The organism is Pseudomonas sp. X4 (genome assembly GCF_040784925.1).
Lineage (GTDB): Bacteria > Pseudomonadota > Gammaproteobacteria > Pseudomonadales > Pseudomonadaceae > Aquipseudomonas > Aquipseudomonas putida_Z.
In genome coordinates, this window is record NZ_CP160798.1 from 2,970,736 (window position 1) to 2,984,362 (window position 13,627).

Genomic DNA, 13,627 nt, shown 5'->3' on the forward strand with positions numbered 1-13,627 from the left:
AGGAAGGCAATCGCGCCCGGTGGCGCGGCCGGGCTTCAAACCCGGTTGGGGACGGCAGCCGTTCCCGGGCAGGTTCGACTCCCGCTGCCTTCCGCCATTTTCTTTTGCCTGTCAGGGCCCTATCGCCGGCAAGCCAGCTCCCACAGGTACTCCACAGGCCTCAGGCCTTGTGTTATCCCTGTGGGAGCTGGCTTGCCGGCGATAGGGCCAGACCAGGCAACACTCAGGCCCGTTCCCCACACAGATCCAGGGCAAACCACCGCTCTGCCGTGTCGACATCCAGCCCGGCCCCCAGCAACGCAACCATCTTGGCCAGCGCCGCCTCCCGGGTCATGCCCCCGCCACTGACCAGCCCGGCCCCGCGCAAGCGGTTACCCGCCGCATAGGTATCGAACACTACCGACCCCTCAGGGCACTGGCTGATAGCCGCCAGCATCACGCCCCGCTGGCGTGCCGCGCTCAGCACATCCAGCAACGCCTGGTCATCCGACGGCCCTGTGCCGCTGCCGTAGCACTCCAGCAGCAACCCCTGCACGCCGCTGCCCAGCAGTGCCTGCAAGTGCCCGGCCTGCAGGCCCGGGAACACCGGCACTACCGCCAGGTTGACCGGCTGGCGCGGGTGCTTGTAGCCAAGTTCGGCTGGGATCGCCGTGGCGCGCTCACCGTCACGATGACGCGGCAGCGCGGCAAAGGCATCGAACGCCTCGCTGCGCAGCTTCGACGCCCGGCAGCCATGCAGCAGCTGCCCATGGAAGTACAGCTGCACACCATCTTCCAGCCCCTGTTCGAACTGGCGCAGTGCGCCGCACAGGTTGTCCCAAGCGTCGCTGTCCGCGGTACCCGCCGGCAGCATCGAGCCGGTCAGCAGCACCGGCACCGGCAGGCCCAGCAGCAGGAACGACAATGCCGCGGCGCTGTAGGCCAGGCTGTCGGTGCCATGCAGCACCAGCACGCCATCATGGCCAGCCACCTCTACCGCTGCGACGATGGCATCGCGCATCGCCAGCCAGTTGTGCTGTTGCATGTTGGCGCTGTCGAGCAGCGGGTTCAGTTCCTGCAGGGTCCATTGCACCTGGGGCGCATCGGCCAACTGGGCGAAGTGTTCACGCATCCGCGCTTCGAAACCACCGGCCGGCGCCAGGCCTTCCGGTGTTTCGAGCATGCCGATGGTGCCACCGGTATAGAGAACGAGAAGATTCTTTACTGCACGCATGGAAAGCATCCGTAGCGATGAGCGGAGAAAGAAAAGCCGCCCGCGGACGGGGCGGCTGGGCAGGAGAGGATATCAGCGCTGCGTCTGAGCTTGGCCGACTGCTTTGTCAGTGGCTGTTTCCGCCTGCGGATTGGCAGGCCAGGCATTGCGGTCCAGGTCCAGGTCGGTGAACTTGGCCGAGTCGAACACTGGCTGGTCGACGCCCGCCTTGCGCTGGTCGTCGTAGTCGCGCATCACCCGCAGGCCGACCTTGAACAGCAGGGCCAGGGCCACCAGGTTGACGAAGGCCAGGCAGGTCATGGTGATGTCGGCGAAGGCGAACACGGTCGACAGGTCCTGCATCGAACCCCAGACCACCAGCGCCAGCACCAGGCCACGGAACACCATCAGTACCACGCGGTTGCGGCTGAGGAACTGCAGGCTGTTTTCGCCCAGGTAGTAGTTGTAGAGGATGCAGGTGAAGACGAACAGCGACAGCGCCACGCTGACAAACACGCGGCCCCAGTCACCGACCACGGCGGCCAACGAGTTCTGGGTCAGGACGATGCCGTCACCTTCGAAGCCCGGGGTGTAGAAGCCCGACAACAGGATCAGCAACGCGGTGCAGGTGCAGATCACGAAGGTGTCGAGGAACACGCTGAAGGCCTGGACAACGCCCTGGGCACCAGGGTGTTTCACGGCGGCCACGGCGGCGACGTTCGGCGCACTGCCCAGGCCCGCTTCGTTGGCGAACACACCACGCTTCACGCCCATGACGATGGCGCTGCCGAGCAGGCCGCCGAATGCCGGGTCGAGGCCGAAGGCGCTCTTGAAGATGGTTTCCAGCATGGCTGGCACGTGCTCGATCTGGGTACCGATCACGTACAGGGTCACGCCGATGTAGGCCAGGGTCTTGACCGGTACCAGCAGGTCGGACACCGCGGCGATGCGCTTGATGCCGCCGATGAAGGTGATGGCCAGCAGCACGGCGAGGACGATGCCGGTGTGCTTGGGGTCGAAGGCAAAGGCGTTCTGCAGCGAGTGGGTCACGGTGTACGACTGCAGGCCGATGAAGGCGAAGCCGTAGGTGACCAGCAGCAGGATCGAGAACACGATGGCCATGCTTTTCAGCTTGAGGCCGTGCTGGATGTAGTAGGCCGGGCCACCACGGTACAGGCCGTCGCCATCGGCGCGCTTGTAGACCTGGGCCAGGGTGCATTCGAAGAAGCTGCTGGACATGCCCACCAGTGCGGTGACCCACATCCAAAACACAGCGCCTGGTCCACCCAGGGTCACGGCAATGCCGACACCGGCGATGTTACCGGCGCCCACGCGGCCGGCCAGGCTCAGCATCAGGGCCTGGAAGGAGCTCAGCTGGCCTGCCTGGCCACGCAGCGATTCTTTGAACACACCGAACATGTGGCCAAAATGGCGGAACTGGACGAACCGGGAACGGATGGTGAAGTAGCTACCCAGTCCTACGATCAGCACAATGAGAAGTTTCCCCGAGAGGAAATCGTTGAGTACTTCGAGCATTGGAAAATGACCTCGATTCTTATTGTTCGTGTGGAAAGATCAGCGGACGGCAGGCGCACCGCTATTCGTGGGGCGCATGGTTGGCTATGACAAGAGCGGTTACAATTTCGCGGGTTGCTCTGATTTGGTGCAACTTGATGCTACAATTGCGCCATTCGCGTCACCTGAGTCCCGAGTCATGAGCGATCATTTCGCTACCAACCTCAAACTGGCCTGCAGCCACTACCGCTCTATCTCTGAAGTTTGCCGCCAGCTGTCGATCAATCGCGCGCAGTTCAACAAGTACCTGAGCGGGCAGAGCCGCCCGACGGCCTACAACCTCAAGCGCATCGGCGATTTCTTCGGGGTCGAAGATTACGAATTGCATTTGCCACCCGAGCAGTTCAGCCGCCTGATCGGTGCTCGCGTGTCGACCCCGGCCGAGCAGTCTGGCGACCCGATCAGTGATCTGTTCCGTCCGTTGCACGCCCATGCGGGGAACCTGTCGCGCTATTGCGGTTACTACCTGGAATATTCCAACTGCATGTCGGTTCCGGGCACGGTCCTGGTGTCGTTGGTTCACCTGTGGGAGGAGCGCGGGCAGTTCCTTTTCGAACGCCAGGAACGCCAGGAGCGTTCCAGCGCCACCAACCCCCATGCCGAGGTGCGTTGTCGCTATCTGGGAGCGGCGTTCCAGTTGCAGGACCGGATGTTCCTGGTCGATTACGAGTCGCTGACGTTCAACGAGATGAGCCAGACTATCCTCATCCCCAGTTTCAAAAGCCGCATTACCCGCCTCAACGGCCTGAAGGCCGGCGTATCCAGCGGAGACCGGCGCAACCCGGCCTGCACTCGGGTTGTGTGGGACTACCTGGGAGAGGAGATCAATCGCATAAATGTCTACCGGCAGGTAAAACTGTACCAGCCGGATGATCCCCGCATAGATGACGATGTGCGTGAGCGCCTCAGCGTGGGGCCGTTGCGTAACAGTCTGTTCGAAATCGAGTGATGCTTTTTTCAGAGAACAAGTTGATGTAACCACTCGCCAACAGGGTTGCCTGGGTCGAGCAGCAACTTGATTGCCATGATGCAGCAAACACAGACCAGCAATGGCTTGATCAGCCGTGGGCCAAAGTGCACTGCGCAGCGTGCGCCCAATTGAGCCCCCACAAAAGCCGCGAACGCCATTGCCAGCGCCAGTGGCCAGATGATCGCCCCGCTCAGTGAAAAGACGGACAATGCGCCCAGGTTACAGGCTGCGTTCAAAAGCTTGCTGGTGCACACGGCTTGTATCAAGTGCTGGCCCAGGAGGATCACGCAGGCCAGCATGAAGAACGAGCCGACGCCAGGGCCGAAGATACCGTCATAAAAGCCAATGATCGGTGCAACCGCCACGCAGAACAGGCTGGTCGATACCTTTGCCTTGCGCGCTTGTTCATTCGGCTTTGGGCTGAAGGCAAAGTAGGCGGCTATCAGAATCAGCAGTGGTGGGACGCACGCCTGCAGAACGCTTTTGGGCACGTAAGTTATCGACAAGGCACCCAACGCCCCTCCGATAAACGACATGACAGCCATTGGACTGCCTCGTCTCCAGTCGATCATGCCTTTGCGGGCAAAGGCGCACGTAGCCGAAACCGTAGCCGAAGCCGCCTGGAACTTGTTGGTGGCAATTGCCCCCAAGGGTTCGATACCGGCAATGAACAACACCGGGAGGGTGATCAGGCCACCACCACCGGCGATGGCGTCGAAAAAGCCGGCCATCAGCGCCACCAGTGCGAGTGTCAGAACAAGCGTTACGTCGAATTCGATCATTGGGTGTTTTCCTGTGATCAGCCACGCACGAGCAGTGGGTCTTCAGCGAGCACCAACGGTACTGCGAAGGGGGAGTATCCGAATTGACGGATGAGCAGCCGCCGGTTGTCCTGGACCATGTCGCGGCCGTGCAAGGCTCGGCTGTTGTTGATCAACAGTGCGCTGTCAGGCTGCAGGACAAACGCCAATGGTCGTGCGTTATCCAGTGCTTTCTGAAAGGCGTCGAAAGCGCGCGCCGCTGCGCTGCAGGCGCGTTCATTCAGGCTGAAGCGATAGCTGTTGTAACGAACAGAGAAACCACCATTGGGCTCGAATTGCAGCATTGAAACTGCTTTGCCTGCATTGCCCTGTCCGTGAGCGAAGCAGTCACTGCGGGTAAAGTCGAAGGACGTTGAAGTCAGCGCAAGTGCGTCCAGGCTACCCAGGCGTTCGATGATTTCCCGGAGCGGGAAGACATTCGTAGGTTCATTGGCGGGGTTCCAGCGCGCAGTCAGAATCAGTGCAGAGGGAGCAGGGGAGTTGGCATTGGTGGAAATTGTCGAGCAGTTGTAGGGCGCTTCAGTGTGCGGCCCCAAGCGCAAGCCCGCATGCGAGCTGGTTTCAACTTCCAGGCAGGGATCTTCGTCGAGCCGCGGGACGCGGCCACCGCCCTTGAAGTTGCCGACCAGGCGAACCTGTTTACCATCGTTGTCTATATCGAAGGCGAAACTGCGGTAGCGCACGAGCTCCAGCAGCAGTTGATTGCGGGAGGCAAGGTATTGGCAGCGAGGGTTTTGCGCCAGGGCGGAAATGTCGGGCAGGTACTCTGGTATTGGCTCGTTGGCACAAGGCATCTGCCTGTACATCAAGGCAGATAGCTGGCCTTCACTGAAGCGTTGTAACAGTGCACGCTGTTCCTCACTCAAGGCTTGCTCGAGTTGATCGGCGAATATACGAGCCTGAAGTGCTACTCCTTTGGTCTCCGGGCCACCCAAGTCGGCAATCGTCTGGCTTGCAAAGGTTATGGCCTTGCTTTGCTCCGGGCTGAAATCCAGATATGCAACTTCCGAACGAGGCATTGAACGTTCCCTGTACTTGTTTTTGTGAAGCTCCCCGGCTGGCAAGTGGGGGAGTCAACTATTCAATGCGGTTGTGCTGCGGCATGGAAGTCAGCTCGTTCCTGGTGTGTCGTAGGAGATTTCTGCCTGTGGTGTTACTGAACTGTGGAACTTTGAAATCACTACCGCCTGTGGCATCGAACGGGCCCGGTGTTGGACTTCCCGGGCAGGAAACCGCAAAATGGCCCCTTTCCTTTAATCAACCTCTCCGGATCTGCTGACTCTATGCGTATGCGCCTAATGCTGTTGGGTGGTGGCAATGCCCTCGGGCAAGCGCTGATTCGTCTTGGGGCCGAGGAGGACATCGCATTCCTGGCGCCGCGCCCGCCCGAGAACGGCTGGACGCCGGCCAGCCTCACCCAGCTGCTCGACGATCATCGTCCCGATGCCCTGGTCAACCTGGCCTATTACTTCGACTGGTTCCAGGCCGAGTCGGTCAGTGAGCAGCGCCTGGCCCAGCAGGAACGGGCTGTGGAGCGGTTGGCGGAACTGTGCCAGCACCACCAGATCACCCTGGTGCAGCCTTCCAGCTACCGCGTGTTCGATGGTTCGCGGGCCACGGCCTACAGCGAAAAGGACGAGCCGGTACCACTGGGCCTGCGTGGTCAGGCCCTGTGGCGCATCGAGCAGAGCGTGCGCGCGGCTTGCCCGCAGCACGTGCTGTTGCGCTTTGGTTGGCTGCTCGACGAAAGCATCGACGGGGCGCTGGGCCGCTTCCTGACCCGCGCCGAGCAACCACAGGAGCTGCTGCTGGCCGATGACCGGCGTGGCAACCCGACGCCGGTCGACGACGCCGCCCGGGTGATCCTGTCGGTGCTCAAGCAACTCGATTGCAGTGCGCCGCTGTGGGGCACCTACCATTACGCCGGCAACGAGGCGACCACGCCGCTGGCGCTGGGCCAGGCGATCCTTAGCGAAGCAGGCCAGTACCGCCAGCTGGCCGTGCAGGCACCGACGCCACAGGCCCATGCCGCACGGCCGGATGCCAGCGAAGAGCCGCAGCACGCGGTACTGGCCTGCAAGAAAATCCTTCATACCTTCGGCATCAAGCCGCGCGCCTGGCGCGCCGGCCTGCCGCCTCTACTGGACCGGTTCTACCGCCATGGCTGACGCCCCCATCCTGATCACCGGCGGTGCCGGCTTCATTGGCTCCCACCTGTGCGATGCGTTGTTGGACAAAGGCTACGCCGTACGCATTCTCGACGACTTTTCCACAGGCCAGCGGGGCAACCTGCAGGTCGGCCACCCACGCCTGGAACTGGTTGAAGGCGATGTTGCCGATGCCGGGCTGGTCACGCAGGTTGCGGCTGGCTGCAGTGCCGTGGTGCACCTGGCAGCGGTGGCCTCGGTGCAGGCCTCGGTCGAGGACCCGGTGCGGACCCACCAGAGCAATTTCATCGGCACCCTCAACGTGTGCGAAGCCATGCGCGTGCATGGGCTGCGCCGGGTGCTGTTCGCCTCCAGTGCGGCGGTGTATGGCAACAATGGTGAAGGCGAGTCGATTGCCGAAGACACCCCCAAGGCGCCGCTGACCCCGTATGCCGTGGACAAGCTGGCCAGTGAGCAGTACCTGGACTTCTACCGTCGCCAGCATGGCCTGGAGCCGGTGGTGTTCCGCTTCTTCAATATCTTCGGGCCGCGCCAGGACCCGTCCTCGCCGTACTCCGGGGTGATCAGCATCTTCTCCGAGCGCGCTGTGAAGGGTTTGCCGATTACGGTGTTCGGTGATGGCGAGCAGACCCGGGACTTCCTCTACGTGGGCGACCTGGTGCAGGTGATGGTGCAGGCGCTGGAGCAGCCGCAGGTCGAGGTGGGGGCGGTGAATATCGGCCTCAACCAGGCCACGTCGCTCAACCAGTTGCTGGCAGCGCTTGAAAAGGTGGTGGGTAGCTTGCCGGCGGTCAGCTATGTGGCGGCACGTTCAGGTGACATTCGCCATTCGCGGGCGGATAACCAGCGCTTGTTGGCGCGGTTCGAGTTTGCGCAGGCGACGCCGATGGTCGAGGGCTTGTCGCGGCTTCTGGGCAAGGGCTGAAATTCTTGGGGGCGCTTTGCGCCCCTATCGCCGGCAAGCCAGCTCCCACAAGAGCGAGTACGCGGTCCCTGTGGGAGCAACTGTCTTGTGCTGCCTGTACTGGCCCTATCGCTGGCAAGGCAGCTCCCCAAGTGATAGCCCATGGCTTGAGGTCAATGCGGTCGAGGTGGGAGCTGGCTTGCCGGCGATGGGCTGCGCAGCAGCCCCAGAATCACTCATGCCGCACCACTTTTCGCAGGCAATCCCCTGCCGCCAGCACCCGCCCGTCCCGTGCCCGCACCTGCAGTGTTTCCAGCGCCTGCCCCGTATCACCATCCACCAACTCTGAACGCACCTCGCCCACCTCGAACAGAAACCGCTCCCCCCACTGCCTCAAGCCAACCACCACCGGGAACACCGATCGCCCTTTCTCGGTCAGCACATATTCCTTGTAGGCACTGCCATCCGACGCCGGCTGCAGCGTCAGCAGCCCGCTCTCCACCAGCCACTTCAGCCGTGATGCGAGGATATTCTTCGCCAGCCCCAGGTTTTTCTGAAACTCACTGAAGCGCCGCAGACCATCGAAGGCGTCGCGCAGGATCATCAGCGCCCAACGGTCTCTCAGCACCTCCAGGGCCCGGGCGACGGGGCATTGCGCATTGTTTTCATCGAGCATGGACGGGGCCTTTCATGATCATCTGGTTGCAGATTAAAACCACATTTGCTAAATAGCCAGCATGTGGTTTCAATTCGAAACCAGATTGACGAGGCCAGCCCGATGAACCCTGCACTGACACGCTGGATAACCCTGCTGCTGGCCATCACCAGCGCCATGGCTGTGGCGACTGTGTATTTCGCCCAGCCTCTGCTCGAGTCGATGGCCGCTGACCTGGGCGTGGCGCAGCCGCAGATCGGTTGGGTAGTGGGCGCGACCCAGGCGGGCTATGCCCTGGGGTTGTTGTTGATCGTGCCGCTGGGTGACCTGATCGACCGCAAGCGCCTGTTGCTCGGGCAGTTGCTGTTCTCGGCCCTGGCGCTGGTTGGGGTAGGCATGGCACCCAACTGGGCGCTATTGCTGCTGGCCCTGGCCATCACCGGGCTGATGGCGGTCATGGTGCAGGTGATGGTGGCGCATGCAGCGAGCCTTGCCGCCCCCGGCCAGCAAGGGCAGGCCGTGGGCACCGTCACCAGCGGCATAGTGCTGGGCATTCTGCTGGCGCGGCTGGTCTCGGGCGGGCTTGCCGACCTGGCTGGCTGGCGCAGCGTGTACCTGATTGCCGCAGGGCTGTTGATGCTGCTGGCCCTGGTGCTGTGGCGCAGTCTGCCCGCGGGGCAATCGGTGTCGCTGCGGTCTGGCTACCGGGCGCTGATCGCTGCCCAGTTCAGGCTGTACCGGCACGACCGGCTGCTGCGTCAGCGCGGGCTGTTCGGCGTGTTGATCTTCGCTGCGTTCAGCGTGCTCTGGAGTGCCATGGTCATGCCTCTGAGTGCCGAGCCACTGGCGCTGAGCCATACCGAGGTCGGTCTGTTCGGCCTGGCGGGTGTTGCCGGCACATTGGCGGCAGCGCGCGCCGGTCGCCTGGCCGACCAGGGGCTGGGGGAGCGCACCACCGGTCTGGCGCTGGTTCTGCTGGTGCTGTCATGGCTGCCCACGGCCTTCGTCGGGCATTCACTGATGGTCTTCGGGTTGGGTGTGCTGATGCTGGACTTTGCCGTGCAGGCGGTGCATGTCACCAACCAGAGCCTGCTGCTGGCCGGGCGTGGCGCAATGGCCAGCCGGTTGATCGGCGCCTACATGTGCTGCTATTCGCTTGGCAGTGGAGTGGGGGCAGTGCTGGCGAGCTGGGTGTATGCCCATTGGGGTTGGGCAGCGGTGTGTTGGCTTGGGATGGGCATCAGCGCGGTGGCGCTGGGGTACTGGCTATGGCTGCAACGCGCGAGGGCGGCCGAAGCCGCCCTGCAGTGTTCAGGTCAGAACTTGTAGCCAAGGCCGACCATGTACACCCACGGGTCGACATCGACGTCGACCTTGGTCTTGCTGTAGCCCAGTGCGGACGGGCCATCGACGCTAGCCTTGGTGTCGATGTCGATGTACCAGACCGAGGCGTTGACCAGCAGGTTTTCGGTGAGCATGTAGTCCATGCCCAGCTGGCCGGCGAAGCCGACCGAGTCCTGCAGTTTCAGGTTGCTGAAGCCCTGCTGCTTGCGGCTGCCGCTGAGGTCTTCATCGAAGAACAGGGTGTAGTTGATGCCGACGCCGGCATACGGCTGGAACTTTGAAGTCGGTTCCATCGGGTAGTACTGCAGCGACAGGGTCGGTGGCAGCTGCTTGATGTCGGCCAGCTTGCCGTCCAGGCCACCGCCCAGGCCTTTGACCCCGACGGTGTGCTTGAACGGGGTGGCAGCCAGCAGCTCGAGGCCGACATGGTCGGTGAGCATGTAGGCGAAGGTCAGGCCCAGCTGGGTGTCGCTGTCCAAGGTCGCCTTGGTGCCCGATACCTTGCTGCCGTCGAATTTCAGGTCGCCGCTGCTTTCGTTGGGGGCAACGGTGATGGCACCGGCACGGACGATGACATCACCTGCCTGGTGGGCGTGGGCGACAGGGGCGGCAAGTGCCAGGGCCACGAGTGAGGCACCGAGCAAGGTCTTGTTCATGGAAGCTCCCAGAGGACGTGAGTAATCGAGTAGTCCAATGGTACGGATGCGTCTGAACGGAAAGTTTGACCCAGCTCAAAGAAGCGTCGTCACGAATTCGAAACAGTTCTCATCTCAGCTCATAAGCGTATATTTTCTCGGCTTCCATCTGGTAGCCGGCATCTGCCAGTTCGCTGCTGGAGGCTCTAACCTGCAGCTTTCCCTCGATCCAGTAGGGCTGGTAGAGGTCTTCTACGCGAACGCCCATTTCACTGAAGATGTGCACGATCTGGTTCGAGGGTGGTGGTGGCACGTGGATGCACGCGCCGTAGTAGGGGACCAGCAGGAATTCGGTGGTGCGGCCTTCTTCGCTCACCTCCAGCGGCACGATGTAGCCGGGCAGTTTGATCTGCTGGCCGTCGAGGCTTTTTACCACCGGGGCGTCGGGTGCCTGCTGGCGCGCCGGTGGGGCGGACTCGGCGGACAGGGCGTTGCTGAGCTGCGACATGTCGTGCAGCGGCGCGAGTTGGGGCGGGATGACCGGGGCGCCTTCGGGGATGAGGGCGGGCCAGTCAAGTTCGCGGGGTTCCGAGGCCCAGGTGGGCGATGCCAGTGAAAGCAGCATGACCAGGAGTAGTTGTACTGCCTGTACTGGCCTCTTCGCGGGTGAACCCGCTCCCACAGGTCCTGCACAGGCTTTGAAGCTTGTGGTGGACCTTGTGGGAGCGGGTTCACCCGCGAAGAAGGCAGTGAGGTATTGGATCATTGCACGCCCTCAGAGGTGAATGGACAAGCCATCGGCCAACGACTGCCGATAGGCCCGCCACGCCGGCACGCTGCCCATCAACAGCGCAGCTCCCAGGATGATAGCCAGCAACGTCCATTCATGAGCGCTCGGCATGGCCAGCGGCAAATACAAACCATAGTTGGCTTGCACATACCCCTGTGCCAGGGCGATTCCCGCATACAGCAAGCCAAGCCCGGCAGCGATCCCGACCGCCGCCAGCGACAGTGCCTCCAGCACCAGCAGCCCTGCGATATGCCACGGCCTGGCGCCAACCGAGCGCAATATCGCCATCTCCCTGCGGCGTTCGTTGAGGCTGGTGAGAATCGCCGTAAGCATGCCGATCAGGCCGGTCAGCACCACGAACAGCGACACCACGAACAACGCCTGCTCCGCGGTGCCCATCAGGCTCCACAGCTCCTGCAGGGCTACCCCGGGCAGGATCGCCAGCAACGGCTCGTTGCGGTATTCATTGATCTCCCGCTGCAGGCTGAATGTCGCGATCTTGCTGTTCAGGCCGAGCATGAACGCAGTGATGGCGGCAGGCTGCAGGTCCATGGTCCGTGCCTGCTCGGCGCTGATACGCCCGGCGCCACGGGCCGGCACACCGTTGTGCCAGTCGATGTGGATGGCTTCCATGCCGCCCAGGCTGATATGCAGCGTGCGGTCGACCGGCGTACCGGTGCGCTTGAGCACACCGACCACGGTGAATGGCTTGTCGTCGTGCTTGACCAGGCTGATCGCGGCGACACCATGTGCCAGCACCAGCTTGTCGCCCAGTTTGTAGTGCAATGCCTCGGCTACTTCGGCACCCAGCACCACCTCGAACGGATCATCGGCAAACGCGCGGCCCTGGCTCAATTCCAGGTGCTGGCGGCGGCCGTACTGGTAATGGCTGAAGTAGTCGCCGGTAGTGCCCATCACCCGATAACCGCGGTGCGAGTCGCCCAGCGAGATGGGAATGGCCCATTTCACCCGCGGGTCCTTGGCGTAGTGCTCATAGCTGTCCCAACGGATGTTGTTGGTGGCGTTGCCGATGCGGAACACCGAGTACAGCAGCAGGTTCACCGAGCCGGAGCGGGCGCCGACGATCAGGTCGGTACCGCTGATGGTGCTGGCGAAGCTGGCCCGGGCCTCGGTACGGACCCGTTCCACGGCCAGCAGCAGGCACACCGACAGGGCGATGGCGAAGGCGGTGAGGAATGCGGTGAAGCGGCGGTTGGCCAGGCTGGCCAGGGCAAGGCGGAGCAGGTACATCAGGCCTCCCGGGGCTTGGCGGCACGGTTGAGTTCGGCCAGCGACAGGTGGCGGTCGAACAGCGGCGCCAGGCTCTGGTCGTGGCTGACGAACAGCAGGCTGGCACCGGCGGCGCGGCATTCATCGAACAGCAGGCGGATGAACGCTTCACGGGTGTCGGCATCCAGCGCCGAGGTCGGTTCGTCGGCGATCACCAGTTCGGGTTGGCCGATCAGTGCGCGGGCGGCAGCGACCCGTTGCTGCTGGCCGATCGACAGGCTGTCGGCGCGGCGGGCGAGCAGGGCGGGGTCGTCCAGGCCCAGGTGGGCCAGCAAGGTGCTGGCTGCCTGGTCGACACTGCCATGGCGTTGCTCGGCGCGGGCCTTGCGGCTACGCGAGAAGCGGCAGGGCAGCTCGACGTTTTCGCGTACCGAGAGGAACGGCAGCAGGTTGAACTGCTGGAAGATATAACCGGTGTGGTCGACCCGGAAGCGGTCACGGGCGCCTTGGCCCAGGCGGCCGAGGTCCTGGCCGAGCAACTGGATGCGGCCCTGGCCCGGTACGTTCACCCCGCCCAGCAGGCCCAGCAATGTGGTCTTGCCACTGCCGCTGGGGCCCTTGAGAAACAGGGCCTCGCCAGCCTCCAGGCGGAATGCCGGAATATCCAGCAGCGCCGGCTGGCCGGGCCAGGCGAACACCAGGTCATGCAGTTCGATCAACGGCTGGCGCATTCAGAACGCGACCGCGGCCTTGGCCGGCGTGGTTTCCACGCCTTTCTGGCCATTGGGGCCGATCAGTTGAACGTTGATCTTCTGGGTGGCCGGGAAGGCCTTGAACAGCGGAGCGAGGTCCACCTCCGTCAGTTTGTCGGGGTTGGCGCAGGTCAGTTGGTAATGGGCGCCGATGTCGCTGTGCTGGTGGTCGTGCTCGTCCCCATCGTCGTCTGCTTTCGGGGCATCACCGAACAGCGGGCTTTCGAGTTCCTGCTGGTCTTCCTTGCAGCCTGCGGCAGCGGGCAGGCCGAACAGCTTCAGTGGCTGCTCCAGCTGCTGGCGCACCGCCGCGACCTTGGCCTTGTCGGCGTCGCTGTTGGCGGCGTGTTCGAAGCCGACCAGGTTCATTGCCGGGCTGTCCAGCTCCAGCTCCAGGGTGTTGCCATCGAGCACGGCGTTGAGCTTGGCCACGCCATGCTCGTGGGCGCCGAGGGTGCGGTGGGCGTGGTCGTGATCATGGTCATCATCGTGGGCTTGGGCCACGGCCAGGGGCAGCAGGGCGAAGGGCAGGGCGAGCAACAGGCGACGCATGGACGACTCCGGAGCGGGCGGGAAGATTGGGTTATGTTA

General features: G+C 63.1%; 14 protein-coding genes and 1 tRNA gene. 5 read left to right on the forward strand and 10 right to left on the reverse strand.

Annotation, left to right across the window (positions count from 1 at the left end):
• Window position 1: 1 nt before the first annotated feature.
• Window positions 2-97 (forward strand) — tRNA-Sec (locus ABX298_RS13165).
• 126 nt (window positions 98-223) lie between these two features.
• Here ABX298_RS13165 and ABX298_RS13170 read toward each other — a convergent pair.
• Both ABX298_RS13170 and ABX298_RS13175 read right to left on the reverse strand, forming a co-directional pair.
• Window positions 224-1,222, reverse strand: coding sequence for an asparaginase (locus tag ABX298_RS13170; RefSeq protein ID WP_170978809.1), 999 nt, complete (start codon window positions 1,220-1,222; stop codon window positions 224-226).
• Window positions 1,223-1,285: 63 nt separating this feature from the next.
• On the reverse strand, window positions 1,286-2,728 hold the full coding sequence (locus ABX298_RS13175) for a sodium:alanine symporter family protein (protein ID WP_025337506.1): 1,443 nt from the start codon (window positions 2,726-2,728) through the stop codon (window positions 1,286-1,288).
• A gap of 178 nt (window positions 2,729-2,906) precedes the next feature.
• Here ABX298_RS13175 and ABX298_RS13180 point away from each other — a divergent pair, with 178 nt between their 5' ends.
• On the forward strand, window positions 2,907-3,716 hold the full coding sequence (locus tag ABX298_RS13180; RefSeq protein ID WP_367394463.1) for a helix-turn-helix domain-containing protein: 810 nt from the start codon (window positions 2,907-2,909) through the stop codon (window positions 3,714-3,716).
• 8 nt (window positions 3,717-3,724) lie between these two features.
• Here the strand turns inward: ABX298_RS13180 and ABX298_RS13185 are convergent, their stop codons facing one another.
• Entirely contained in the window at window positions 3,725-4,519 is a 795-nt protein-coding gene (locus tag ABX298_RS13185; protein WP_075044442.1) for a TSUP family transporter, read from the reverse strand.
• Between the two features lie 17 nt (window positions 4,520-4,536).
• Window positions 4,537-5,577, reverse strand: a complete 1,041-nt coding sequence (locus tag ABX298_RS13190; protein WP_075044443.1) for a TauD/TfdA family dioxygenase — start codon at window positions 5,575-5,577, stop codon at window positions 4,537-4,539.
• Window positions 5,578-5,841: 264 nt separating this feature from the next.
• Here ABX298_RS13190 and ABX298_RS13195 point away from each other — a divergent pair, with 264 nt between their 5' ends.
• Window positions 5,842-6,726, forward strand: coding sequence for a sugar nucleotide-binding protein (locus ABX298_RS13195; protein ID WP_075044444.1), 885 nt, complete (start codon window positions 5,842-5,844; stop codon window positions 6,724-6,726).
• A complete protein-coding gene (locus tag ABX298_RS13200) occupies window positions 6,719-7,651 on the forward strand; it encodes an NAD-dependent epimerase/dehydratase family protein (RefSeq protein ID WP_075044445.1) in 933 nt (310 codons plus the stop codon). The genes ABX298_RS13195 and ABX298_RS13200 overlap by 8 nt, the downstream gene beginning before the upstream one ends.
• A gap of 211 nt (window positions 7,652-7,862) precedes the next feature.
• On the opposite strand, the gene ABX298_RS13205 is transcribed toward ABX298_RS13200, so the two are convergent.
• A complete protein-coding gene (locus tag ABX298_RS13205) occupies window positions 7,863-8,306 on the reverse strand; it encodes a helix-turn-helix domain-containing protein (RefSeq protein WP_075044446.1) in 444 nt (147 codons plus the stop codon).
• A gap of 102 nt (window positions 8,307-8,408) precedes the next feature.
• On the opposite strand from ABX298_RS13205, the gene ABX298_RS13210 reads away from it, so the two are divergent.
• A complete protein-coding gene (locus ABX298_RS13210) occupies window positions 8,409-9,614 on the forward strand; it encodes an MFS transporter (RefSeq protein WP_367394464.1) in 1,206 nt (401 codons plus the stop codon).
• Here the strand turns inward: ABX298_RS13210 and ABX298_RS13215 are convergent.
• From ABX298_RS13215 to ABX298_RS13235, 5 genes are all read right to left on the reverse strand, one after another.
• Complete coding sequence (locus ABX298_RS13215) at window positions 9,602-10,285, reverse strand: OmpW family protein (RefSeq protein ID WP_025337513.1); 684 nt, start codon at window positions 10,283-10,285, stop codon at window positions 9,602-9,604. The two genes, ABX298_RS13210 and ABX298_RS13215, sit on opposite strands and share 13 nt — an antisense overlap.
• Before the next feature lie 109 nt (window positions 10,286-10,394).
• Window positions 10,395-10,889, reverse strand: coding sequence for a DUF3299 domain-containing protein (locus ABX298_RS13220; protein ID WP_075044449.1), 495 nt, complete (start codon window positions 10,887-10,889; stop codon window positions 10,395-10,397).
• Between the two features lie 150 nt (window positions 10,890-11,039).
• The gene (locus ABX298_RS13225; RefSeq protein WP_112254086.1) at window positions 11,040-12,305 is read right to left on the reverse strand and encodes an ABC transporter permease; all 1,266 of its coding nucleotides are present in this window, start codon (window positions 12,303-12,305) and stop codon (window positions 11,040-11,042) included.
• A complete protein-coding gene (locus ABX298_RS13230; protein ID WP_025337516.1) occupies window positions 12,305-13,015 on the reverse strand; it encodes an ABC transporter ATP-binding protein in 711 nt (236 codons plus the stop codon). Before ABX298_RS13230 ends, ABX298_RS13225 begins: the two co-directional genes overlap by 1 nt.
• Complete coding sequence (locus ABX298_RS13235; protein WP_367394465.1) at window positions 13,016-13,588, reverse strand: DUF2796 domain-containing protein; 573 nt, start codon at window positions 13,586-13,588, stop codon at window positions 13,016-13,018.
• Window positions 13,589-13,627 lie beyond the last annotated feature (39 nt).

Excerpts from the sequence above, each read along its gene's own strand:
- ABX298_RS13180 (WP_367394463.1), top strand. The coding sequence starts at position 2,907 with ATGAGCGATCATTTCGCTACCAACCTCAAACTGGCCTGCAGCCACTAC.
- ABX298_RS13235 (WP_367394465.1), bottom strand. The coding sequence starts at position 13,588 with ATGCGTCGCCTGTTGCTCGCCCTGCCCTTCGCCCTGCTGCCCCTGGCC.
- ABX298_RS13225 (WP_112254086.1), bottom strand. The coding sequence starts at position 12,305 with ATGTACCTGCTCCGCCTTGCCCTGGCCAGCCTGGCCAACCGCCGCTTC.
- ABX298_RS13230 (WP_025337516.1), bottom strand. The coding sequence starts at position 13,015 with ATGCGCCAGCCGTTGATCGAACTGCATGACCTGGTGTTCGCCTGGCCC.
- ABX298_RS13210 (WP_367394464.1), top strand. The coding sequence starts at position 8,409 with ATGAACCCTGCACTGACACGCTGGATAACCCTGCTGCTGGCCATCACC.
- ABX298_RS13190 (WP_075044443.1), bottom strand. The coding sequence starts at position 5,577 with ATGCCTCGTTCGGAAGTTGCATATCTGGATTTCAGCCCGGAGCAAAGC.
- ABX298_RS13175 (WP_025337506.1), bottom strand. The coding sequence starts at position 2,728 with ATGCTCGAAGTACTCAACGATTTCCTCTCGGGGAAACTTCTCATTGTG.
- ABX298_RS13170 (WP_170978809.1), bottom strand. The coding sequence starts at position 1,222 with ATGCTTTCCATGCGTGCAGTAAAGAATCTTCTCGTTCTCTATACCGGT.
- ABX298_RS13215 (WP_025337513.1), bottom strand. The coding sequence starts at position 10,285 with ATGAACAAGACCTTGCTCGGTGCCTCACTCGTGGCCCTGGCACTTGCC.
- ABX298_RS13200 (WP_075044445.1), top strand. The coding sequence starts at position 6,719 with ATGGCTGACGCCCCCATCCTGATCACCGGCGGTGCCGGCTTCATTGGC.
- ABX298_RS13185 (WP_075044442.1), bottom strand. The coding sequence starts at position 4,519 with ATGATCGAATTCGACGTAACGCTTGTTCTGACACTCGCACTGGTGGCG.
- ABX298_RS13195 (WP_075044444.1), top strand. The coding sequence starts at position 5,842 with ATGCGTATGCGCCTAATGCTGTTGGGTGGTGGCAATGCCCTCGGGCAA.
- ABX298_RS13220 (WP_075044449.1), bottom strand. The coding sequence starts at position 10,889 with ATGCTGCTTTCACTGGCATCGCCCACCTGGGCCTCGGAACCCCGCGAA.
- ABX298_RS13205 (WP_075044446.1), bottom strand. The coding sequence starts at position 8,306 with ATGCTCGATGAAAACAATGCGCAATGCCCCGTCGCCCGGGCCCTGGAG.